Source organism: Saccharothrix ecbatanensis (genome assembly GCF_014205015.1).
In the GTDB taxonomy this organism is placed as follows: Bacteria; Actinomycetota; Actinomycetes; order Mycobacteriales; family Pseudonocardiaceae; genus Actinosynnema; species Actinosynnema ecbatanense.
Genome location: NZ_JACHMO010000001.1, coordinates 9,321,107 through 9,343,150, shown reverse-complemented (window position 1 = coordinate 9,343,150; position 22,044 = coordinate 9,321,107). Strand labels below are relative to the sequence as shown.

Here is a 22,044-nt window from a genome sequence, read left to right as displayed (position 1 = left end):
CCGGGGGGGCAGCACTGGGGACGCGCCCTGCAGGGGGAGAACCATGAGTGAACGTCGTACTGACGCACGCCTTTCACGCCTCGCCGCAGCTGAGGCGCTCGACCGGCAACCGTGGCCGGAGCACGCGAACAACGGGGAGGAAGGCGACTACCCGTACGTCGCCAACTACAGCAAGGGCCTGCCGCACGACAAGGTCGGCGAAGTCCAGCCCGAGGCTTACAACACGATGTTGAGGGCCCTGGCCACCGGGCGGTCGGAGGACTTCGAACGCATCCCGCTCGACCAGGGCGCCCGGTTCACCAACCCGCAGTCCGGTCTGGCGTTCGACCTGGAAGGGCCGGACCCGCAGTCGTTGGTCATGCCGCCGGTGCCCCGCATCGACAGCGCCCGCAACTCGGCCGAGATGGTCGAGCTGTACTGGATGGCCCTGACCAGGGACGTGCCGTTCACCGAGTACGACACCAACCCGCTGATCGCGCAGGCGGCGGAGGAGTTGTCCCGGTTGACCGACTACCGGGCGCCGAAGGTCGGCGGCCGGGTCACGCCCGCCACGATCTTCCGCGGCCACGCCAGGGGCGACCTGCGCGGGCCGTACCTGTCGCAGTTCCTGCTGCGCGACATCCAGTACGGCACGCTGCGCATCCCGCAGCTGCACGACACCGTGCGGCCGGACTGCGACTTCCTGACCGACTTCAAGGAGTGGCGGGCGGTGCAGGAAGGCGCGGTCGTGCCCGGGATCGAACGGGACCACGTCACCCGCCGGTACCTGCGCAACGCCCGTGACCTCGGCAACTACGTGCACTTCGACGCGCTGTACGAGGCGTACCTGAACGCGGCGCTGATCCTGCTCGACCTCGGCGCGCCGGTCGACACCGGCAACCCGTACGAGCACTCGGCGAACCAGATCGGGTTCGGCACCTACGGCGGCCCGCACCTGTTGTCGCTGGTGACGGAGGTGGCGACGAGGGCGTTGAAGGCGGTGTGGTTCCAGAAGTGGTACGTGCACCGGCGGTTGCGGCCGGAGGCCTTCGGCGGACGGGTGCACGCGCACCTGTCCGGGCTGCGGGACTACGACATGATCGACCGCGAGGTGCTGGACTCGGCGGCGGTCAAGCTCACGCACGAGAAGCACGGGTCGTACCTGCTGCCGCAGGCGTTCCCGGAGGGCTCGCCGACCCACCCGTCGTACGGCTCGGGTCACGCGACCGTCGCGGGGGCGTGCGTCACGGTGCTGAAGGCGTGGTTCGACGAGTCCTGGGTGCTGCCCAAGCCCGTCGTGCCGAACGCCGACGGCACGGCCCTGGTGCACTACCAGGGTGGCGAGGCGCTCACCGTGGGCGGCGAGCTGGACAAGGTGGCGGCGAACATCGCGACCGGCCGGAACATGGCGGGCGTGCACTGGCGGTCGGACTTCACGGAGTCCGTCCGGCTCGGCGAGGCGGTCGGCATCGGGGTGCTGCGCGACCACGTGCGGGTCAACCACGAGGACGCCTCGTTCGGGCTGACGCGGTTCGACGGACGTCGCGTGACCATCTGACGGGCCGGGGAACGGACCGTGAACCGGCCGATCGTGTCCTGATCGTGTCCGAATCGTGGAACCGGGGGCCGTGTTCGCTCTGGGCGGACCAAAGTGTTACCGATCACAGCTCGGCCCCCGGTTACCCACCTTTTGGCCCAACGAATGTGCGTCCAACGCCGTATTGGCAGGTCATGAAACCGTTGCCACGACAGCGGAACGTGAGCAGGGGCCGTTCGATCCGGTGGAACCCGGAGGTTCGGACCACCCTGACGCCGGGTAAATGACGAGTGACGCGGGTCGCCACGGTCAGGGGAACACTGACTTCCGCCCGAACGTCTGCAAGAGTGAAGGCAGCGAACACGGCGCACCCGCCAGATGCGAAGTGGTCGCAGCTAGGTGTGAGGGCACCGATCCCCGGTGCCGGGACGGAGGGAGATTTCCATGACTACGACACTCACCCGCCCCGCGTTGACCGCTGCCGACCGCTGCGACCGCTGCGGGGCTGCTGCCCAGGTTCGCGCCGTGCTCCCCTCCGGGGGCGAGTTGCTGTTCTGCGGGCACCACGCCCGTGAGCACAGCACCAAGCTGCGCGAACTCGCTGCCGAGTTGCAGCAGGGCTGATCATCGCGAGCCCTGACTGGGCTCGTAGCACCCTAGCCGTCCGGGGCGGGGATCCGAGAGGATCTCCGCCCCCCTGCATTTCCGGGGCCGGATTCCGGGGCCGGCTGAAGGCGCTTTCCAGGTGACGCGGGTTGACGCGGAGTTCGTTGTGCGGCACGGAGAGTTGCGGCTCAGACCTCGCCCAACACCGGCTCGAAGGCCAGTTCGGCGGCGCCGATGAGTTTCGCGTCACGGCCCAGGGGCGACGAGACGATGCGGGTGCCACCGACCGCGCGGGACACCAGTGAGCGCTTCTGCACGGTGCGCCGGAGCTGCTCGACCATGGACTCGGGCAGCGCGGTGAACAAGTCGCCCAGCACCACCAGTTCCGGGCCCAGCATGTTGACCACGGTGACCAGGCCCATGGCCAGCCACTCGGTGAACTCCCCCAGCCGGTGCGCGACGCTGTCCGGCGACCCGGCCAACGACCTCAGCTCGGCCACCACAGTGCCGCGCGGCGAGTCCTCGGGCAGGGACAGGGCACGGCACAACGCGGCCTCGCCGACTTCGGTCTCCCAGCAGCCCTGACAGCCGCAGTAGCAGCGCCTGCCGCCGGGACGCACGACCATGTGCCCCAACTCGCCCACGTAGCCGCCGGTGCCGCGCAACGGCTGGCCGTTGGAGATCACGCCGCCGCCGATGCCGACGTCGGCGGAGATGTAGACCATGTCGGACGACGCGCGTGCCGCACCGCGCACGTGTTCCGCCAGTGCCCCCAGCTCGGCGTCGTTGCCGACCTGGACGGGCACCTTGAGCACCGACGACAGCCGTTGGCCCAACGCCACGTCGGTCCAGTGCAGGTTGGGCGCTTCGTGCACGAGCCCGTCCGCACGCCGGACCACGCCGGGCACGGAGACGCCGACACCGACCGCTCGCACGTCGAGTTCGTCGGCGAGGAGCTTCGCCGAGTCGGCGACGTGGGTGATCACCTCGCCGGGGTCGCGGGACCGGTGGTGCAGGTTCCACGAGTCCCGGCCGAGGATGTCGCCGCCGAGGCCCACCATGGCCATCGCCACCTGCTCCACGCGGACGTCGATGGCCATCACGACCGCGGCGTGCGGCTGCGGCAGCACGAGCAGGGACGGGCGGCCCGCGCCGGAGCGTTGTGCCGGCACGCGTTCGGCCACCACCCCGGACTCGGCCAGGCCGTCCACCAGGGCCTTGATCGTGCTGCGGTTGAGGCCCAGCTCAGCCGCCAGCGACGCCCTGGTGGACGGACCGTCCACGTGCAGCCGGCGCAGCAGCGCCGTGCGGTTGTGCCTGCGGACCTCGTCGGGTCGCGCTCCCGCGGTCGGTGTGGTCACGTCAGCGGACGGCGGTGGCCGCCCGGCGGCGGGACAGCGCGTCGACGCTCGCGGCGAGCAGCAGGACGAGACCGGTCACGATGAACACCACGGCGGCGGGCTGCTTGAGCAGGCCCATGCCGTTCTGGATGATCGCCAGCACCGCGCCACCGATGACCGCGTCGCGCAGCTTGCCCTTGCCGCCGAACAGCGACGTGCCGCCGATCACCGCCGCGCCGACCGCCATCAGCAGCGTGTTGCCACCACCGGCGTTCGGGTCGACCGAGCCGACCTTCGACGAGTAGACGATCGCGCCGATGGCCGCCAGCGAGGAGGCGATCACGAACACGCTCATCCGGATCTGCGCCACGTTGATACCGGCGCGACGGGCGGCTTCCTTGTTGCCGCCCACGGCGTAGACGTGCCTGCCGTAGCGGGTGCGTTCGAGCACGAACGTGCCGATGACCAGCAGCACGAGCACGATCGGCACCACGAACGGCACGCCGGTGATCACCACGACGCTGCTCTGCGAGCGGTTCAGCGTCAACGCGTAGGTGGCCACCGCGGCCAGCAGCGCGACCACGCCGACCTTGGCCAGCACCATCGGGGTGGGCGACGCGACCAGGCCGCGGCGCAGCCGGCTGAAGTGGCGGCCGAGCACGACCGCCGCGTAGCCGCCGGTGGCGAGGACGAACAGCGCCCACGAGCCCGCGATGCTCAGGTTTCCGTTGGCGACGTTGAAGAGCGTGTCGTTGTTCAGGCCGAGCGTGCCGCCCTGGCCGATGAACTGCAGGATGACACCGCCCCAGGCCAGGAACAGCGCCAAGGTCACGACGAACGACGGGATGCCGACGCGGGCCACGAGGAAGCCCGTGATGGAGCCGATGGCGGCGCCGACGCAGACGGCCAGCAGCATCTCGATCCACGCGTTGGCCGGCACGCCGAACAGGGCGATGCCCAGCGCCACCAGCGACAGCGCCGTGCCCGCCCAGATCCGCATCAGCGCGGCGAACACGGCGGCCAGCACGAGGATGCCGCAGAACAGGTAGAAGACGGTGTCGCCCATGCCGCCGAGCAGGTTGCCGCCCTTGACCAGGTGCAGCGCCATCACCGAGGCGCACACACCGGACGCGGTGCCGGCGGACAGGTCGATCTCGCCCAGGAGCAGGACGAACACCAGGCCCATCGCGATGATCACGACGCTCGCGCCCTGCGCGAGCAGGTTCGCGATGTTGCCCAGGGTCAGGAAGGTGTCGGCCAGCGAGCTGAACACGATGAGCAGCACGACGACGCCGAGCAGCGCGGGCAGCGAGCCCAGTTCGCCGCCGCGAAGTCGGGCCAGGTAGTCGCGCGCCGCCTCACCGGTGGACTGGGAGGTGGTGTCGATGCCGAAGTCGGAGATGGCGGCGCCCTGCGGTGAGTCCTGCGGGGACGTCTCGCTGGTGGTGTTGGACATGCTGCGTTCCTCGTCGTGGGGAGCTTGGCCGGGCCGGCGTCGATCCGGGTCGGACATCAGATGGTGGCGGTCTCGGGACGGGCGATGCCCAGGTCCCCGGAGCGCCCGGCGGTGATCAGCTCGACCACCTGCCCGTGGGTGACGTCCTTGGTGTTCACCTCGGCGGCCATCCGGCCCAGGTAGAGGCACGCGATGCGGTCCGCCACCTCGAACACGTCGTTCATGTTGTGGCTGATCAGCACCACGCCCAGGCCCTGTTCGGCCAGCCGCCGCACCAGGTCGAGGACCTGGCGGGTCTGCGCGACGCCCAGCGCCGCGGTGGGCTCGTCGAGCAGCACGACCTTGCTGTTCCACAGCACGGCCTTGGCGATCGCCACGGTCTGCCGCTGCCCGCCGGACAGCGACGCGACCTGCGTGCGCACGGACTTGACCGTGCGGACCGAAAGCGAGGTCAGGGTCGTGCGCGCGGCCTGTTCCATGTCGGCCTCGTCGAGCATGCCGAGCTTGCCGCGTTCCCGGCCCAGGAACATGTTCTGGACGATGTCGAGGTTGTCGCACAGCGCGAGGTCCTGGTAGACGACCTCGATGCCCAGGTTCGCGGCGTCGCGCGGCCCGTGGATGTGGACTTCCTCGCCGTTGAACAGGACCTGACCGGAGTCGGTCGGGTGGATGCCCGCGATGCACTTGACCAACGTCGACTTGCCCGCGCCGTTGTCGCCGACGAGGGCGGTGACCTGGCCGGGGTGGACGTCGAAGTCGATGTCGTGCAGGACGTGCACGGGACCGAAACTCTTGTTGATGCCGCGAAGTTCGAGGATCGGCTCGCTCACTGGATTTCCTCCGTCTAACCCTTTTTCCCCACACACGGGTGGGCGCGCCGGGGCGGGGTGCGTCTCCCACACCCCGCCCCGGCGCGAGCTGGACTACTTGATGCCGAGCTCGGTGCAGACGGCGGCCAGGTCGGCGACGCAGATCTCCGACGCCTTGACGAAGCCCGCGTCCACGACGGTCTTGACCTTGTCCTTGGTGATCAGCTGCGCGGGCAGCAGGACCGACGGGACGTCGCGGTTGCCCTTGCTGTCCTTGGTGACGCCGGTGGCCATCTTGTCGGCCGCCGCCGTGTCGCCCTTGGCCAGCGCCGCGGCCAGCTTGGCGGTGGCGTTCGCCTGGTCGTTGATCGGCTTGAACACGGTCATGAACTGGTCGCCGCGCAGGATGGCCTGGAGGCCGTCCGGGGTGGCGTCCTGGCCGGTGACCGGGACCTTGCCGTTCAGGCCGTACTTCTTCAGCACGGTGATGATCGCACCCGCGAGGCCGTCGTTGGCGGCGACGACGCCGTCCACCTTCTGGCCGTTGCTGGTCAGGATCTGCTCGAAGGTGGTGCCGCCCACCTGGTTGTCCCAGTCGTCGATCGGCTGGGACTGGACCAGCTTGAGGTCGCCCGAGGTGTACTTGGGCTCCAGGACCTTCTTCTGGCCCTGGTGGAACAGGGTGGCGTTGTTGTCGGTCGGGGCGCCCTCGATCTCGATGATCTCGGCCGGCTTCTTGCCCGGCGCGAGCGCGGCCAAGCCCTGGAGCATGCCCTCGCCCTGGAGTTCGCCGACCTTCACGTTGTCGAACGACACGTAGTACTTCGAGCTGCCGCCCAGGTTCAGCCGGTCGTAGTCGATGACCGGGATGCCCTGCGCCTCGGCCTTCTTGGCGACCGTCGCGCCGATCTCGCTGTTGGGCGTCGCGATGATCAGGACCTTGACCCCGGCGTTGATCATGCCGTCGGCGAGGGTGGAGAACTTCTGCACCTCACCCTGGGCGTTCTGGATGTCGGCTTCGAGGCCCTCGGCCTTGAGCGCCTTCTCCAGAAGCGGCTTGTCGAAGCCCTCCCAGCGTGCGGAACTCGCGGTCTCGGGGAGAATGACGCCGACCTTCGCGCCGCCCGAGCCGCTGTTCGTGTTGGTGTCCGTGGTGTTGCCACCGCTGGACGTGTTGGCGCCACATGCCGTCATGGCCACGGCAAGGCCGGTGCCAACGGCGATGAGAGCGAGGCTCTTGCTGCGCATCCGCCATCCCTTTCACGCAGGAGCGAGAATAATTGTTGTGGCGCACAACGTATGCCGGGACAGGCGGTGACCGGAAGCACACTTGACCGGTAAAGTAGGCACGATGCGCTAACGACGAGGTAACCGAACGGACATGTGACTACGCCTAATGCCGCAGTTGGCTACACCAAGTCACCAGGAGCGCAGCGTGGCGATGCGCTCTTCGAGCTGCTCGATGCTGGCCATCGCGGTCGGCGGACCCCCGCAGTACTCGCGCAGCTGGTTGTGAATCTTGCCGTGCGGCTTCTTGGTGCGGTGGTGGTGCATGGCCACCAGGGTGTTGAGCTCCTTGCGCAGCTGCGCCAGCCGTTCCTGCACGCCGGCCGCGCGCGCCGGGGCGGGCGGAGGCGGCGCGGCGGCGGGGCGTTTGCCGGCCTCGACGAGCTGCTTCTCCTGCCGCTGCCGCAGCAGCGCACGCACCTGATCGGGTTCGAGCAGACCCGGTAGGCCCAGGTACTCCTGCTCTTCGTCACTCCCCGCGAACGCCGCCGTGCCGAACGAGGAGCCGTCGTAGATCACCTGATCGAGTTCGGCCGACGCGCCGAGAGCGGTGAACGCCCGCTCCTCCTCGCCCGGCTCGTCCTTGACCTGGTTCGCCTGGGCCAGCAGCTCGTCGTCCCAGCCGTCCTTCTCGCGGTGCGGCTTGCCGAGCACGTGGTCGCGCTGCTGCTCCAGCTCACTGGCCAGGCCGAGCAGGACGGGCACGCTGGGCACGAACACGCTGGCCGTCTCGCCCTTGCCCCGCTGGCGCACGAACCGGCCGACGGCCTGGGCGAAGAACAGGGGCGTCGACGCGCTGGTGGCGTACACGCCGACGGCCAGCCGCGGCACGTCCACGCCCTCCGACACCATCCGGACGGCGATCATCCACCGTTCCTGGGAGTTGGCGAACTCGGCGATCCGGCCGGACGCCTTCGGGTCGTCGGACAGCACGAGGGTCGCGTCGTGGCCCGTGTGCCGCTTCAGGATCTCCGCGTACGCCTTGGCCACGGTCTGGTCGGTGGCGATCACCAGGCCGCCCGCGTCCGGCATGCCGCCGGCGCGGAGCTGGCTCAGGCGCATGTCGGCGGCCTTGAGGACGGACGGGACCCACTCCCCCGTCGGGTCCAGCGCCACCCGCCACGCCCGCGCCGTCTGCTCCTGCGTCAACGGCTCGCCGAGCCGGGCGGAGAACTCCTCCCCCGCGCTCGTCCGCCAGCTCGCCTCACCGGAGTAGGCGAGGAAGATCACCGGACGGACCACGCCGTCGCGCAACGCGTCCGCGTAGCCGTAGGAGTGGTCCGAGCGGCTGCGCTGGACGCCGTCCGGGCCCGGTTCGTAGCTGATGAACGGGATCGGCGAGTCGTCCGAGCGGAACGGGGTTCCGGTCAGGCACAGCCGGCGCACGGCGGGCGTGAACGCCTCGCGGATCGCGTCACCCCACGACTTGGCGTCGCCGCCGTGGTGGATCTCGTCCAGCAGGACCAGCGTCTTGCGGTTCTCCGTGCGGACCCGGTGCAGCATCGGGTGCGCCGCGACCTGCGCGTACGTGAGGGCGACGCCGTGGTAGTCGCGGGACGTCACCGCGTTGGTGTTGCGGAAGTTCGAGTCGATCGCGATGCCGACCTCGGCCGCCGCCTGCGCCCACTGGTGCTTCAGGTGCTCGGTGGGCGCGACGACGGTGATCGCCTCGATCGTGCGGTCCGCCAGCAGTTCCGCCGCGACACGCAGGCCGAACGTCGTCTTGCCGGCGCCGGGCGTGGCGACGGCGAGGAAGTCCTTGGGCTTCGCGGCCAGGTACTTGGTGAGGGCGCGACGCTGCCAGGCGCGGAGGGGACGGGTCGTGGCGACTTGCGGTTGCGACAACCTCGAAACCCCTTCTGCGCTGATCAGCGGCGGTGCCGTGCGGGTGGTGCGGCGTTGTTGCGGCGCCGTTGCGGTGGTGGACACGCAAATGCCCTCGTGCGGGTGACCGGTCGAGGGCATCGACAGCCTACCCGTTGCGACCGCGACGCACGGGCGCCGATGCCGCGAAATCACCCGGGATGCACCATGCTTGATGTTGCGATGGGTTCGCCGAGGGACGAGACAGCACGCAGCACGGGTCGCAAGGGACCCCTGCGTCTGTTGGCGCGCACGTTGTCGAAGGCGTGGGAGGGGAGCATCTTCTCCGAGGCGGCCGAGGCGGCGTTCTGGCAGATCCTGTCGTTCCCGCCGCTGCTGCTGGGGTTGCTGGGCAGTCTCGGGTACCTCGGGGACTGGTTCGGGCCGGAGGTCGTGAGCGCGGTCAAGGACCGGATCATCTCGACCTGCCGGACGATCTTCAGCCAGGACGTGGTCAACGAGGTGATCGTGCCCACCGTCGACCAGATCCTCACCACCGGCAAGGGTGAGATCGTCTCGGTCGGCTTCCTGATCTCGCTGTGGGCGGGGTCGTCGGCGATGTCGTCGTTCGTGGACGCGATCACCGCGGCGCACGACCAGTACGGGGTGCGCAACGAGGTGTGGCAGCGGATCTTCGCGCTGCTGCTGTACATGGCGAGCCTGGTGCTGCTGATCGTCGGCCTGCCGGTGCTGGCCCTGGGCCCCGACCTCCTGCCGCGGGTGTTCCCGGACTCGTGGCAGCCGCTCATCGAGTCTTGGCTGAGCGCGTTCTACTACCCGGGGATCGCGGTGCTGCTGGTGGTGGCTTTGGCGACGTTGTACAAGGTGTCGCTGCCGAACAAGCTGCCGTGGCACCGGTTGATGCCGGGGGCGGTGCTGGCGATGGCGGTGTTCCTGCTGTCGTCCATCGGGCTGCGGCTGTACATCCAGTGGATCACGACTACCGGGTACACGTACGGGGCGTTGGCGACGCCGATCGCGTTCCTGCTGTTCGCTTACCTGATCGGGTTGGCGATCACGCTGGGTGCTTACTTCAACAGCGCGTTGCAGGAGATGTGGCCGGCGCGGATGACCCGGCGGCAGCGGCGGCGGTGGCAGCGGCTGGAGATCGAGCGTGCGGCCGAGCGGCGGCGGGCGGACAAGGGGCGGCAGGCGTTGCGGGGCGGGTCCGGTGCTGTGCCTGCCGGGCCTGCCGCCGGTGCTGCCGGGCCTGCCTTGGCTCCCGGGACCGCGCCGTCACCGGCGGACACGAACCACACCGTGCCGTTGCCGGTGGAACGGGTGGAGCCTCGGCCGGAGCCACAAGCGCGGCCGGAGCGCGAATCCCGCGGTGTCTGAGTGTGGAACTCGCGGGACCTGAGCGTTCGACACGCCGGACCTGAACGTTCGACACGCGGAGCCTGAAGGTTCGACACGCCGGACCTGAAGGTTCGACTCGCGGCGGTGGGGGTTCGGCTCGCGGCGTTCGACACGCGGGGGTTTGGGCGCGGTGAAGCCCGGCGCGTGTGGTGGCGCGCCGGGGTTCGTTGGTCCGCGAAGGTCTACTCGCCGCCGCCGCCCTTGGGCAGGCCCTCGTAGACCTTCTTGCAATCAGGGCAGACGGGGGAACCCGGCTTGGGCGACTTCGTCACCGGGAACACCTCGCCGCACAACGCGACCACGTGCGTGCCCATCACCGCGCTTTCCGCGATCTTGGCCTTGCGCACGTAGTGGAACATCTTCGGGGTGTCGTCCCCGGTGTGGTCCGTGCCTTCCGGCCGGGTCTCCACCTCGGGCAGAGTCTGCGTGCTCACGGGCTCAGCGTACCTGGGAAGATGGCCCCTCGTGAGTACGCCGAGCATCACCGACGAAGTCCGATCCGCCCTGGCCGAGAACCGGCCGGTGGTCGCGTTGGAGAGCACGATCCTGTCCCACGGGCTACCGCCCGGCCGCAATCGCGAGGTCGCCGAACGGCTCGAAGGCGTGGTGCGCGCCGCGGGCGCGGTGCCGGCCACGATCGCCGTGCTCGGCGGTGTGCCCAAGATCGGGCTGACCTCCACCGAACTCGACTACGTCTGCGATCCCGCCAACGACCTGGTGAAACTGTCCCGGCGTGACCTGGGCGCCGCGTACGCGTTGAAGCGCGACGGCGCGACGACGGTCGCCAGCACGGCGGCGTTGGCGGCTGCCGCCGGCATCGGGGTGTTCGCCACCGGTGGCCTGGGCGGCGTGCACCGGGGCGCGCGGGAGACCTGGGACGTGTCCGCCGACCTGGACGTGCTGGCCACGACGCCGGTGCTGGTGGTCTGCTCGGGCGTGAAGTCGATCCTCGACATGGGCGCGACGCTGGAGCTGCTGGAGACCCGTTCGGTGCCGGTGCTCGGTTTCGGCACGGACCGGTTCCCCGCGTTCTACCGGCGTGAGTCGGAGTTCGACGTGCCGTGGCGGGTGGACTCGGTGGCGGACGCCGCGGCTGTGGTAGCGGCGCACCGGACCGTGCCGGGGTCGGCGGGCGTGCTGCTGGCCAACCCGATCCCGGTCGAGTTCGAGATGGCCGCCGACCTGCACGAACGGCTGCTGACCGAGGGCTTGGAGCTGCTGCGCGAGCGTGACGTGCACGGCAAGGAGGTCACGCCGGTGCTGCTGGAGCACTTCCACACCGCGAGCGGCGGTGTGAGCTTGGACGCGAACGAGGCCCTGGTGGTGTCGAACGCCTCGCTGGCCGCGCTGGTGGCCGTGGAGCTGGCGGCGTGACGGGAATCGTGGTCGTCGGCGACGCCGGGCTGGACGTGGTGGCCCGGCACGCGGGGCCGATCGTGCACGGCGGCGACTCGCGGGCGTCGGTGACCATCGAGCCCGGTGGCGCGGGGGCGAACACGGCGGTGTGGCTGGCAGCCTGCGGCACGTCTCCGGTGCTGGTGGCACGGGTCGGCGCCGATTCGGCGGGACGTCAGGTGCACTCGGAGCTGACGACGGCCGGTGTGCGGTGCGCGTTCGCGGTCGACCCGGAGGCGGCGACGTGCTGCGTGGTGGTGCTGGTGGACGACACCGGCCAGCGGAGCATGTTGCCCGATCGGGGCGCCAACGCCCGCTTCTCCCCCGCAGACCTCGACCCGGGGCTGCTGCGGGACGCGTCCCACCTGCACCTTTCCGGGTACGTGCTGCTGGACGCGTCGTCGCGGGCGGCCGGGGTGGCGGCGTTGAGGGCGGCACGGGACGCGGGGCTGACCACGTCGGTGGACCCGCAGTCGGCGGCGTTGATCTACGACGGGTTCCTGGACGACGTGCGCGGGGTGGACGTGCTGCTGCCCAACACCGAGGAGTTGGTGGCGCTCACCGGGTCCGCGTCGCCCGCGTCGGCGTCCGCGTTGCTGGACGTCGTGGGAGCGGTGGCGTTGACGTCCGGGGCGGACGGCGCGAGCTGGGTGGACCGGGACGGCGTGGTGTCCGTGCCGGCCGAGGACGTCGAGTGCGTGGACTCGACCGGGGCCGGTGACGCGTTCGACGCCGGGTTGCTGGCGGCGTGGCTGTCGGGGGCGTCACGGCGGGACGCGTTGCTCGGCGGCGTGCGGGCGGCGGCTCGGGCGGTGTCCGGGATCGGCGCTCAACCCGTCCGACCGGGGGTGTCTCAACCCGTCCGACCGGGAGCGTCTCAGCCGTCGATGACGTGATGGTCGCGCGCTTCGAGGGCGCGGTGTTCCTGGGCGAAACGACTGGGCTTCTCCGCCTTGCGGGGAGGCCGGTCGTTCGCGATCAGCACGGCCATCCACGGCAGCGGCACGGACAGCACGATCAGGGCCAGGGCGAGCCACCAGGTCTGGTAGAAGACCATCGCCAGGATGAGGCACGGGATGCGGGCGCCCATCATGATCGCGTACTTGCGCTTGCGCGCGGCGTGCTGCTCCTCGTACGAAAGAGCCGCCTCGGTGATGAGCACCGGTGTGCCGTCGCGCTCGGGACTGACCATGCCCCCATCGTCCCACTGCCCTGTCCGAACCGATACCTGCCCGGTGCCGAATTCACAATCACCGCGCGTCCGCCGCGCTGACCGTACGATCCGGCTGTGGTCGCGCTTGATCGCCTGGTGGACGTGCTCGGGAGTCTCGGCACGCACCTGAGCTGCGCGCCACGGGGGCGGGACGTGCAGCTGCGTGGCGTGGCGCTGCACGATCCGGCGGAGCACACGCAGGCCGCGTCGGACGACGTGCTGCTGGGTCTGGGTGTTCCGACGCCCGCCGCGGCGGCACGGCTGGTCGGTGGGACGTCGGCGGCTGCGGTCGTGCTGCACGGGTCGCCTCCGTTGGACGAACGGGTGGTCGCGGCGGCGAAGCGGTCCGGGGCGGCGGTGCTGCTGGTGGACCCGTCGGTGCCTTGGGGGCAGCTGGCGAACGTCGCGCAGACGTTGGTGCTCGGTGGGCAGGGGTCGGGTGACCTGTTCGCGGTGGCGGACGCGATCGCGGCGGTGGTCGGCGGGCCGGTGACGATCGAGGACCAGCAGTCGCGGGTGCTGGCGTACTCGTACCGGCAGCAGGACGTGGACCCGGTGCGGGTGCAGACCATCCTGGGACGGCGGGTGCCGGAGGAGGCGTGGCAGGCGCTGGACGCGTACGGGGTGTTCACCCACCTGGCGCGGTCCGACGAGCCGCTGTTCGTGCCGAAGCTGACCGACCGGTTGGGTGGGCGGCTGGTCGCGGCGGTGCGGGCGGGGCGTGAGCTGCTGGGGTCGGTGTGGGTGGAGGTGGACGACCCGGTCGACGCGGTGCGTGAGGCGGCGTTGGTGGACGGGGCGCGGACGGCGGCGTTGCACCTGCTGCGGGCGCGTGCGTCGGCGGATCTGGAGCGGCAGGCCGAGGCCGACCTGGTGATCGAGGCGCTGGATTCGGGGGTGCCGGGGAACCTCGTGCGGCTGGGGTTGCCGTCGGTGGACTTGCGGGTGATCGCGGTGCAGGCGCATGCCGGTGAGGGTGAGCACGGCGCGGCTTTGTTGGCGTTCTCCCGGGCGACGGCGGGTTTTGGCTGGTCACGGCCTGGGCGGTCGGCGTTGTTCGGGAACGTTCTGTACACCGTGCTGCCGTGCGGGGAGGACCCGGCGGCGGCGGTGGAGTGGGTGCGGGCGTTGGCGCGTGAACTGCCGGCGGAGGCCGTGGTGATGGCGGGGGTCGGTGGGCGGGCGGATGCGACGTCGTTGCCCGCGTCACGGGGTGAGGCCGACGAGTGCCTGGCGTTGTCGGGTGGTGAGCCCGTTGTGTACGACGCGGCGTGGGCGCGGGTGTTGCTGCGGCGGTTGGCGGGGGCGGCGGAGGCGGGGCGGTTGCCGACGCGGGGGCCGGTGGCGGACCTCGTGCGGCACGACGCGGAGCACGGGACGCAGTACGCGGTGACGTTGCGGGCGTGGTTGGCGGCGCAGGGTGACGCCCGGGAGGCGGCGCGGGCGTTGTCCGTGCACCCGAACACGTTGCGTTACCGGATGCAGCGGATGGCGGCGGTGACGGCGTTGCCGTTGGACGACCCGGACCAGCGGTTGGCCTTGGCGATCACGCTAGCCGTCACCCTCGGCGCGTTCTAACCCCCAAACCCAGTGAGTCCTACGTTCACGACCCGTGAGTCCTACGTTCGCGACCCCCGAGTTCAACGTTCAGTACAAGATCGTTTGTTCTGAGCGTTGAATTCGGGGGTCCTGAACGTAGGACTCACGCGTTCCCAACGTAGGACTCACGGGTGCTGAACGTAGGACTCACGCGGGGTGGGTGGGCGGGGGTGGGTGGGGCGCGGGACGATGGCGGGGTGCTCCCTGATCTTTCTGGTGATCTGACTGGCCGGTTGCGTGCGGCGTTCTTGGCTGCCGACTACGACGCGGACGGGGTGGTGGACGCGCTGGGGCCGCAGGCCCACGCCGCGTTGGGGCGGGGTGAGCCTGAGGCCGCCCGGCGGGCCACCCGTGACGCCGGTGCGCTGGGCACGCTGGTCCGGCTGTTCCTGCTCGGTGACACCGAGTCCGAGGCGGCCGTTCGGGAAGCGCTGCCTGATGTCGACCTGGACACCGCGGTCAAGGCTGAGGTGTTGCGCGGTGACGGGGACGGGTTGCGGGCGGGGCTGGACATCCGGCCCTACGGCGACGACGAGGGCTCCTGGTGGGTGATCGCCGACCAGGACTCCGAGCAGCGCGGCGGACCGGTGCCGAGCGACCACGTGCTGGGCGTCGGCCACGCGTCCATCAGCCTGGCCCGCGCCACCTCCCGCCGCCCCGTCGGCACGCTGCTCGACCTGGGCACGGGCTGCGGCGTCCAAGCCCTGCACGCCAGCCGTCACGCGCAAAAGATCACCGCCACCGACCTCTCCGAGCGCGCGCTCGCCCTGGCCGCAGGCACCTTCCGCATCAACGAGATCGACGTCGAACTCCGCCAGGGCGAGTGGTTCGGCCCCCTGCGCGGCCGGCGGTTCGACCAGGTCGTGTGCAACCCGCCGTTCGTCGTCGGCCCGCCCCGCGTCGACTACGTCTACCGCGACTCCGGCCTCGCCGGTGACGACGCCAGCGCCCTCGTCGTCCGCCAGATGCCCTCCTTCCTCAACGAAGGCGGCGTGGGCCAACTGCTGGCCTCCTGGCTGCACCGCAAGGGAGAGGACTGGGCGGACAGGGTCTCCGGCTGGCTCCCGCGCGGCGGCGTGGACGCGTGGTTCGTGCAGCGGGACATCGCCGACCCCACCCTGTACGTCGGCACGTGGCTGCGTGACGCGGGCGTGGACCCGCGCAGCGACGAAGGCCGCGCCAAGGCCTCCGCCTGGCTGGACTGGTTCGCCGAGAACGACGTCGAGGGCATCGGCTTCGGCTTCGTCACGCTGCGCCGCACCGACACCGAGCACGCCGAGATGGTCTGCGAAGACCTCCGCCAGGCCTACGACGACCCGCTGGGCCCGGAGTCCGCCGCCTGGCTGGACCGGGTCGCCTGGCTGCGCGCCACCGACAACGCCAAGCTCCTGGCCACCCGCTTCACCCTCCCCGAGACGGTCCTCCTGGAAGAGGTCTCCGCCCCGACGGAAGACGGCTGGGAGTCGGTCGTCCGCCGCCTGCACCGCACCGACGGCCCCGGCTGGCAGCACGAGCTGGACGAGACCGCGGCGAAGCTGCTGTCGGGCTTCCGCGGCGCACTCCCCCTCGAAGACCTGGTCGCGCTGCTCGCCTACGCCCACGACCTGGACGCCGACGAGCTCGCCGAAGCCGCCCTGCCCGTGGTCCGCGAACTGGTCCGGCACGGCATGGTGGCGCCCGCGTGAGAGCCGTGGTGGCACGCGTCACAGAGGCGTCCGTCACGGTGGACGGCGAGGTCGTGGGCGCGATCGAGGAGCCCGGCCTGTTGGTGCTGCTGGGAGTGCATGTCGACGACGACGCCGACAAGGCCCACGTGATGGCCCGAAAGCTCTACGAGCTACGCGTCCTCAGGGACGAAGAGTCGTGCGCCACAACGGGTGCACCGCTACTCGTTGTGAGCCAGTTCACACTCTACGGCGAGACGAAGAAGGGCCGGCGGCCGTCCTGGACCGCCGCCGCACGCCCCGAACACGCGGAGCCATTGATCGATCAGGTAGTCGCGGAACTGCGACGGAAGGGCGCCCGGGTACAAACGGGACGGTTCGGCGCGATGATGTCGGTACGGAGTGTGAACGACGGTCCGTTCACCGTGTTGGTGGAACTCTAGATCGCTCTCAGGGAATCCTCAGGATTCCGCGCGCAACCGCTGTGACGGCAGTGACGTCTTCTGGTCATGGGAAGCGGGAACCATTTCGCTCCGGTTCGCGTTTCCCCAAGTGTCAGTCACCGAAAGGTGCGCCGCGCAACGCAGCGCGGAGTGTGCGACACGACCGCACTGCCAGCCCGCGACACAAGGGGGAGGGAGCTCCATGACCGTCCCGAGGCTCCTCGACCGACAGGTCGGGAACGACACGGCCATCACCATGACGAGCGCCGAGCTGGACCTGGACGCCCAGAGTCCGGCCGCAGACCTGGTTCGAGTCTACTTGAACGGGATCGGCAAGACAGCGCTGCTGACCGCGGCCGACGAGGTGGAACTCGCCAAGCGGATCGAGGCGGGCGTCTTCGCGCAGCACAAGCTGGAGACCCATCCCGGTCTGCCGGATGAGCGCCGCCGCGAACTGCGCGCGTTGATCCGCGATGGCCACATGGCAAAGAACCACCTTCTCGAAGCGAATCTCCGCTTGGTCGTTTCGCTGGCGAAGCGATACACCGGACGCGGAATGCCGCTGTTGGATCTCATCCAGGAAGGCAACCTGGGCTTGATCCGCGCGGTGGAGAAGTTCGACTACACCAAGGGCTTCAAGTTCTCGACCTACGCGACCTGGTGGATCCGCCAGGCGATCACCCGGGGAATGGCGGACCAGGGCCGGACGATCCGGCTGCCCGTCCACCTCGTGGAGCAGGTCAACAAGCTCGCCCGGATCAAGCGCGACCTGCACCAGCAGCTTGGCCGTGAGGCGACCAAGGAGGAGTTGGCGACGGAAGCGGGGCTGACGCCGGAGAAGGTCGTCGACCTGCTCGACCACGCCCGCGACCCGGTGAGCCTCGACATGCCGGTCGGCGCCGAGGAGGACGCCCCGCTGGGCGACTTCATCGAGGACTCCGACGCGACGGACGCGGAGAGCGCGGTCATCTCCGGCCTGTTGCAGGACGACCTGCGGCGCGTGCTCTCCACGTTGGAGCCGCGCGAGCAGTCCGTGATCCGGCTGCGCTACGGCCTCGAAGACGGCCAGCCGCGCACGTTGGACCAGATCGGCAAGCAGTTCGGCCTGTCGCGGGAGCGGGTGCGGCAGATCGAGCGCGAGGTCATGTCGAAGCTCCGGCAGGGCGAGCGGGCCGCCAAGCTGAGGGCCTACGCGAGCTGACACGAGCTGACGCGATACAGCAGGAGTCACCCCCGTCAGCAGGATTGACTTGTGACTCCTGTCACGGCACGGTCGTGCGTTACACGAGCCATGCGACGCCTCCGCCCCATTACGCGGAGGCGATCGCACGCTGAGGAAGGTCGGGGCGGTCGGGGGCCGGCCCGGCCTTCCGCGTTCTGCAACTCCAAGGTTCTACAACTCCAAGTACTCCGCGAGCTTCTCTCGGAAGAAGCGCACGTGCGCCTCGCGTTCCTCGCCGGCGTAACCGCGCGGCACGCCCTCCACGATCATCACGAGGCACAGGTACGCGCGGTAGAGCGCGATCCGGATCTCCTCCGCCTCGGTGAACCCCTCGACCCCGTAGCCCGACTTGTAGTCGTCGTCCAGGTCGGCGAACAACGCCACGGACGCGATCTCGGCCAACGGGTCGCCGAACAAAGCCCGTTCCGGGTCGATGATTCCCTCGATGTGCCCGTCGGCGAGGAAGATGTTCCCCTCCCACAGGTCGAAGTGCACGAACACGGGCTCGGTGACCTCGTCCAGCAGGTGCGCCCGAGCCTCGAACGCAGGCCGCACGTCGGGCAGCTCCACGCCGAACCGGTCCGCGTCGGCGAGCACCGCGTCCACCATCTTCGTGAACGCCTCACGCCACGTCGCCGCGTTCGGCCCCTGCACGTAGCCGAACACGTCACCGGTGATCCGGTGCAGGTCACGGACGATCGTGCCCAGCTCACGCCGCAACGCCCCCTGCTCGGCATCGCTCAACCCCGGCCGCACCGACATCCACGGCACGCCGTGCAGCGCCGTCATCAGCAGCAGGCCGTCCTCGTGCAGCAGGACTTCCGGCACCGGCAGGCCGCGCGCCGTCATCAGCTCGAACGCCAACGCCTCCGTGCGCATCAGGTCGCGTTCGTGGGTCAGCAGTGGCACGTCCGGCGGTGGCGCGACCTTCAGCACGGTCACGCGACCGTCCGCCGCCGTGAGCCGGTAGGCGGTGTTGAACATGCCCTCCGTCAGCTCCACGTGCTCCGCGAGCGGCACACCGAGGACACGGCGGACGAGGGCGTCGAGTTCAGCTCCGGAGAGCCGTCGCTTGGTGAGACTGTCGACCACGACGCGAATCACATCACGGCATGAGGGACGCGACGGCGGTATCGGTATAGGTTCGGCGGAATCCGAAGCGCGCAAGGGAGCCCGCGACGTGCCTCCGCCGAACTTCTTGGCACCTGAGTTCCAGTACACCGACGTCCTGCCCCTGGCCAAGGACAACCACACCGAGTACCGGCTCGTGACGCCGGACGGGGTGTCGGTCGTCGAGGCCGCCGGCCGGACGTTCCTCCAGGTCGAGCCGGAAGCGTTGACGCTGCTGGCCAAGGAGGCCATCCGGGACATCCAGCACCTCCTGCGGCCCTCGCACCTGGCCCAGCTGCGCGCGATCGTGGACGACCCCGAGGCCAGCGGCAACGACCGGTTCGTCGCCATGGACCTGCTGCGCAACGCCTGCATCTCGGCGGGCGGCGTGCTGCCCATGTGCCAGGACACCGGCACCGCCATCGTGATGGGCAAGCGCACCGAGTCCGTGCTGACCGGCGGCGCCGACGCGGAAGCCCTGTCACGCGGCATCTTCGAGGCCTACCAAGAGTTGAATCTTCGGTACTCGCAGATGGCGCCGGTCACCTTCTGGGACGAGAAGAACACCGGCACCAACCTGCCCGCGCAGATCGACCTGTTCACCGCGCCGGGCGTGGAGCCGAAGTACGAGTTCCTGTTCATGGCCAAGGGCGGCGGGTCGGCCAACAAGACGTTCCTGTACCAGGAGACGAAGGCGCTGCTGAACCCGTCGCGGCTGGCCAGGTTCCTGGACGAGAAGCTGCGCTCGCTCGGCACCGCGGCCTGCCCGCCGTACCACCTGGCGGTCGTCGTCGGCGGTCTGTCGGCGGAGCAGAACCTGAAGGTCGCCAAGCTCGCGTCCGCCCGGTACCTCGACGGCCTGCCCACCGAGGGTTCGGCGCAGGGACACGCGTTCCGGGACGTCGACCTGGAGCAGCAGGTGCTGGAGCTGACCCGGAACTTCGGCATCGGCGCCCAGTTCGGCGGCAAGTACTTCTGCCACGACGTGCGCGTGATCCGGCTGCCCCGGCACGGCGCGTCCTGCCCGGTCGGCATCGCGGTGTCGTGCTCGGCGGACCGGCAGGCCAAGGCGAAGATCACCCCCGAGGGTGTCTTCATCGAGCAGATGGAACGCGACCCGGCGCACTTCCTGCCCGACATCCACGGTGAGGAGCTGTCCGACGAGGTCGTGCAGATCGACCTGACCCGGCCGATGTCGGAGATCCGCGCCACGCTGTCCGCGCTGCCGGTGAAGACGCGGGTGTCGCTGACCGGGCCGTTGGTGGTGGCGCGGGACATCGCGCACGCCAAGATCATGGAACGGCTGGACGCGGGCGAGCCGATGCCGCAGTACCTGAAGGACCACCCGGTGTACTACGCCGGTCCGGCCAAGACGCCCGAGGGTTACGCGTCCGGGTCGTTCGGGCCGACGACGGCCGGGCGGATGGACTCGTACGTCGAGCGGTTCCAGGCCGAGGGCGGATCGCTGGTGATGCTGGCCAAGGGCAACCGGTCCAAGCAGGTGACCCAGGCGTGCCAGACGCACGGCGGGTTCTACCTGGGGTCGATCGGCGGACCGGCGGCGCGGCTGGCGCAGGATTGCATCCGCAAGGTCGAGGTGCTGGAGTACGCCGAGCTGGGCATGGAGGCGGTCTGGAAGATCGAGGTGGAGGACTTCCCGGCGTTCGTCGTGGTGGACGACAAGGGCAACGACTTCTTCGCCGAGACCTCCGCCCCGACCCTCCAGATCACGTTCCGGAAGTGACTTACCGGCGGTAGGACGTCAGAGGTCGAAGACGCCGAGCTTGGTGCCGCGCGTGAAGAAGTCCCACTCGCTGTAGGTGAAGCGCTGTGGGGCTTCTTCAGGCCGGTTGCTGTTGCGGACGAGCACTTCGTCGGCCGTGCGCATGACCTCGACGCAGTTGTCGCCGCCACCGCTGAACTTCGTCCACACGTCGAACTTCAGGGTCATCAGGTCTCCTCCGTGATCCGGGTCAGGAGTTCACGGCTTTCCTCCACCCCCAACGCCTTCGCACGGGTGTAGTCGAACCAGCGGCTCGTCTTCTCCAGTTGGTCGAGCCCGTCCACGAACTGTGCGCCGAACGGGGTATCGACACTGACCAGCGACGGCAGCTTGTCGGGCAGCCGGAACAAGGTCAGCGTAGTACCGGTCAACGCGTGCGCCCCGGCCCCTTGCGGCATCACCTGCACCACGACGTTATCCAGCTCGGTCAACGCCACCATGTGCTTGACCTGGTCGCGCATGACCTCAGGGCCGCCGATGTTCGCCCGCAGCGCCGGTTCCGCGATCACCGCCCACAGCTGAAGGGGCGGTTCGCGGTCGGTCAGCAGCGCACGGCGTTCCATGCGCAGGTGGAGGTTCTTCTCCAACGTCTCGCCGCCGAGACCGATGCCGGCCATGAGCGCGCGGGCGTAAGGCTCGGTCTGGAGCACAGCCGGGATCAGCTCGAACGACGAGTACAGGGCCTCGCTGGCGATGGCTTCCACGTCGAGGATGCGGCGCAGCCAGGGGTGGATCGCGCCGCCGATCTTGCTCTTCGGCCGGCGGCGGTGGGCCTCGGAGTTGAGGCTCAGCAAGTCCTCCCGGGTCGCGTCGTCCGCCCGGTAGAGGTCGAGCAGCTTCTCCAGCTCGGCCTGCTTGACGCCGCTGATCGCGTTCTCGATGTTGCTGATCTTGGTCAACGTGCAGTGCAGCACCTCGGCGACCCGTTCGCGGGGCACGCCCGCCTCCTCGCGCATTCGGCGCAGGGTGGTGCCGATCTGGATGCGGGCGGCACTGCGGTGGGGGCTGGTCATCGCTCTCCTCGATCATCACCCGATCGGAACTTGTGTGCACCTTGTACATACGAAATAGTCGTCCCGAATGCGGGGAGTATATGACAATGAGCGGGGAGTGACCACATGGGGTCGAGGTTTCATCAGCTGAGCCTGATCGAGACGGTGGGAAGCCGGGCGACCTTCCGGGAGATCACGCGGACGGCGGCCTCGGACGGCGAAGAACTGCACCCGTGGATGGTGCGGATGCTCTCCAAGCACCGCTGCAACCTCGGCCTGTACGTGGCCGAGGCGGGCGCGATCACGGACGAGGGCGACGAGATCGACGCCGACCTCTGGCTCGCGTGGGACGGGGTGGCCGCCTTCTCCACCACTGAGTAACGGTCA

General features: G+C 69.7%; 21 protein-coding genes. 11 read left to right on the top strand and 10 right to left on the bottom strand.

Annotated features, from left to right (window positions below; all coding sequences use genetic code 11):
* Window positions 1-43: 43 nt before the first annotated feature.
* Window positions 44-1,537, top strand: coding sequence for a vanadium-dependent haloperoxidase (locus F4560_RS41790; protein WP_184928537.1), 1,494 nt, complete (start codon window positions 44-46; stop codon window positions 1,535-1,537).
* 423 nt (window positions 1,538-1,960) lie between these two features.
* Window positions 1,961-2,140 carry a DUF7455 domain-containing protein gene (locus tag F4560_RS41785; RefSeq protein ID WP_015800348.1) on the top strand — a complete coding sequence of 60 codons (180 nt, stop codon included), beginning with the start codon at window positions 1,961-1,963 and terminating at the stop codon, window positions 2,138-2,140.
* A 170-nt stretch (window positions 2,141-2,310) separates the two neighbouring features.
* Here F4560_RS41785 and F4560_RS41780 read toward each other — a convergent pair whose 3' ends face one another.
* The 5 genes from F4560_RS41780 to F4560_RS41760 form a co-directional block, all read right to left on the bottom strand.
* Entirely contained in the window at window positions 2,311-3,483 is a 1,173-nt protein-coding gene (locus F4560_RS41780; RefSeq protein WP_184928536.1) for an ROK family protein, read from the bottom strand.
* Between the two features lies 1 nt (window position 3,484).
* Complete coding sequence (locus tag F4560_RS41775; protein ID WP_184928535.1) at window positions 3,485-4,918, bottom strand: sugar ABC transporter permease; 1,434 nt, start codon at window positions 4,916-4,918, stop codon at window positions 3,485-3,487.
* Window positions 4,919-4,974: 56 nt separating this feature from the next.
* Window positions 4,975-5,748 (bottom strand): ATP-binding cassette domain-containing protein, encoded by a 774-nt coding sequence (locus F4560_RS41770; RefSeq protein WP_184928534.1) that lies wholly within the window; start codon window positions 5,746-5,748, stop codon window positions 4,975-4,977.
* Between the two features lie 93 nt (window positions 5,749-5,841).
* On the bottom strand, window positions 5,842-6,975 hold the full coding sequence (locus F4560_RS41765) for a sugar ABC transporter substrate-binding protein (RefSeq protein WP_184928533.1): 1,134 nt from the start codon (window positions 6,973-6,975) through the stop codon (window positions 5,842-5,844).
* Between the two features lie 171 nt (window positions 6,976-7,146).
* The gene (locus F4560_RS41760; protein WP_184928532.1) at window positions 7,147-8,859 is read right to left on the bottom strand and encodes a DEAD/DEAH box helicase; all 1,713 of its coding nucleotides are present in this window, start codon (window positions 8,857-8,859) and stop codon (window positions 7,147-7,149) included.
* Window positions 8,860-9,045: 186 nt separating this feature from the next.
* On the opposite strand from F4560_RS41760, the gene F4560_RS41755 reads away from it, so the two are divergent.
* On the top strand, window positions 9,046-10,215 hold the full coding sequence (locus tag F4560_RS41755; RefSeq protein ID WP_184928531.1) for a YihY/virulence factor BrkB family protein: 1,170 nt from the start codon (window positions 9,046-9,048) through the stop codon (window positions 10,213-10,215).
* 203 nt (window positions 10,216-10,418) lie between these two features.
* On the opposite strand, the gene F4560_RS41750 is transcribed toward F4560_RS41755, so the two are convergent.
* Window positions 10,419-10,670 carry a DUF3039 domain-containing protein gene (locus F4560_RS41750; RefSeq protein WP_184928530.1) on the bottom strand — a complete coding sequence of 84 codons (252 nt, stop codon included), beginning with the start codon at window positions 10,668-10,670 and terminating at the stop codon, window positions 10,419-10,421.
* 31 nt (window positions 10,671-10,701) lie between these two features.
* Here F4560_RS41750 and F4560_RS41745 point away from each other — a divergent pair, with 31 nt between their 5' ends.
* Window positions 10,702-11,610, top strand: a complete 909-nt coding sequence (locus F4560_RS41745; RefSeq protein WP_184928529.1) for a pseudouridine-5'-phosphate glycosidase — start codon at window positions 10,702-10,704, stop codon at window positions 11,608-11,610.
* The gene (locus F4560_RS41740) at window positions 11,607-12,527 is read left to right on the top strand and encodes a carbohydrate kinase family protein (protein ID WP_184928528.1); all 921 of its coding nucleotides are present in this window, start codon (window positions 11,607-11,609) and stop codon (window positions 12,525-12,527) included. Before F4560_RS41745 ends, F4560_RS41740 begins: the two co-directional genes overlap by 4 nt.
* On the opposite strand, the gene F4560_RS41735 is transcribed toward F4560_RS41740, so the two are convergent.
* A complete protein-coding gene (locus F4560_RS41735; protein WP_184928527.1) occupies window positions 12,509-12,823 on the bottom strand; it encodes a DUF3099 domain-containing protein in 315 nt (104 codons plus the stop codon). The genes F4560_RS41740 and F4560_RS41735 overlap by 19 nt on opposite strands.
* A 96-nt stretch (window positions 12,824-12,919) precedes the next feature.
* On the opposite strand from F4560_RS41735, the gene F4560_RS41730 reads away from it, so the two are divergent.
* From F4560_RS41730 to F4560_RS41715, 4 genes are all read left to right on the top strand, one after another.
* Window positions 12,920-14,422 carry a PucR family transcriptional regulator gene (locus F4560_RS41730; RefSeq protein WP_184928526.1) on the top strand — a complete coding sequence of 501 codons (1,503 nt, stop codon included), beginning with the start codon at window positions 12,920-12,922 and terminating at the stop codon, window positions 14,420-14,422.
* A 218-nt stretch (window positions 14,423-14,640) separates the two neighbouring features.
* Window positions 14,641-16,128, top strand: coding sequence for a DUF7782 domain-containing protein (locus F4560_RS41725; RefSeq protein ID WP_184928525.1), 1,488 nt, complete (start codon window positions 14,641-14,643; stop codon window positions 16,126-16,128).
* Window positions 16,125-16,550, top strand: a complete 426-nt coding sequence (gene dtd, locus F4560_RS41720) for a D-aminoacyl-tRNA deacylase (RefSeq protein ID WP_184928524.1) — start codon at window positions 16,125-16,127, stop codon at window positions 16,548-16,550. The genes F4560_RS41725 and dtd overlap by 4 nt, the downstream gene beginning before the upstream one ends.
* Window positions 16,551-16,806: 256 nt before the next feature.
* A complete protein-coding gene (locus F4560_RS41715) occupies window positions 16,807-17,751 on the top strand; it encodes a sigma-70 family RNA polymerase sigma factor (protein WP_184929710.1) in 945 nt (314 codons plus the stop codon).
* A 192-nt stretch (window positions 17,752-17,943) separates the two neighbouring features.
* Here F4560_RS41715 and F4560_RS41710 read toward each other — a convergent pair whose 3' ends face one another.
* Complete coding sequence (locus F4560_RS41710) at window positions 17,944-18,864, bottom strand: phosphotransferase family protein (RefSeq protein ID WP_184928523.1); 921 nt, start codon at window positions 18,862-18,864, stop codon at window positions 17,944-17,946.
* A gap of 88 nt (window positions 18,865-18,952) precedes the next feature.
* On the opposite strand from F4560_RS41710, the gene F4560_RS41705 reads away from it, so the two are divergent.
* Entirely contained in the window at window positions 18,953-20,626 is a 1,674-nt protein-coding gene (locus tag F4560_RS41705; RefSeq protein WP_312869798.1) for a fumarate hydratase, read from the top strand.
* Window positions 20,627-20,644: 18 nt separating this feature from the next.
* Here the strand turns inward: F4560_RS41705 and F4560_RS41700 are convergent, their stop codons facing one another.
* A complete protein-coding gene (locus F4560_RS41700; protein ID WP_184928522.1) occupies window positions 20,645-20,833 on the bottom strand; it encodes a DUF397 domain-containing protein in 189 nt (62 codons plus the stop codon).
* Window positions 20,833-21,678: a helix-turn-helix domain-containing protein gene (locus F4560_RS41695; RefSeq protein ID WP_184928521.1), complete on the bottom strand. Its 846-nt coding sequence runs from the start codon at window positions 21,676-21,678 to the stop codon at window positions 20,833-20,835. Before F4560_RS41695 ends, F4560_RS41700 begins: the two co-directional genes overlap by 1 nt.
* A gap of 105 nt (window positions 21,679-21,783) precedes the next feature.
* Between F4560_RS41695 and F4560_RS41690 the strand changes: the two genes are divergently transcribed.
* Window positions 21,784-22,038: a hypothetical protein gene (locus tag F4560_RS41690; protein ID WP_184928520.1), complete on the top strand. Its 255-nt coding sequence runs from the start codon at window positions 21,784-21,786 to the stop codon at window positions 22,036-22,038.
* The last annotated feature ends 6 nt before the right edge of the window (window positions 22,039-22,044 follow it).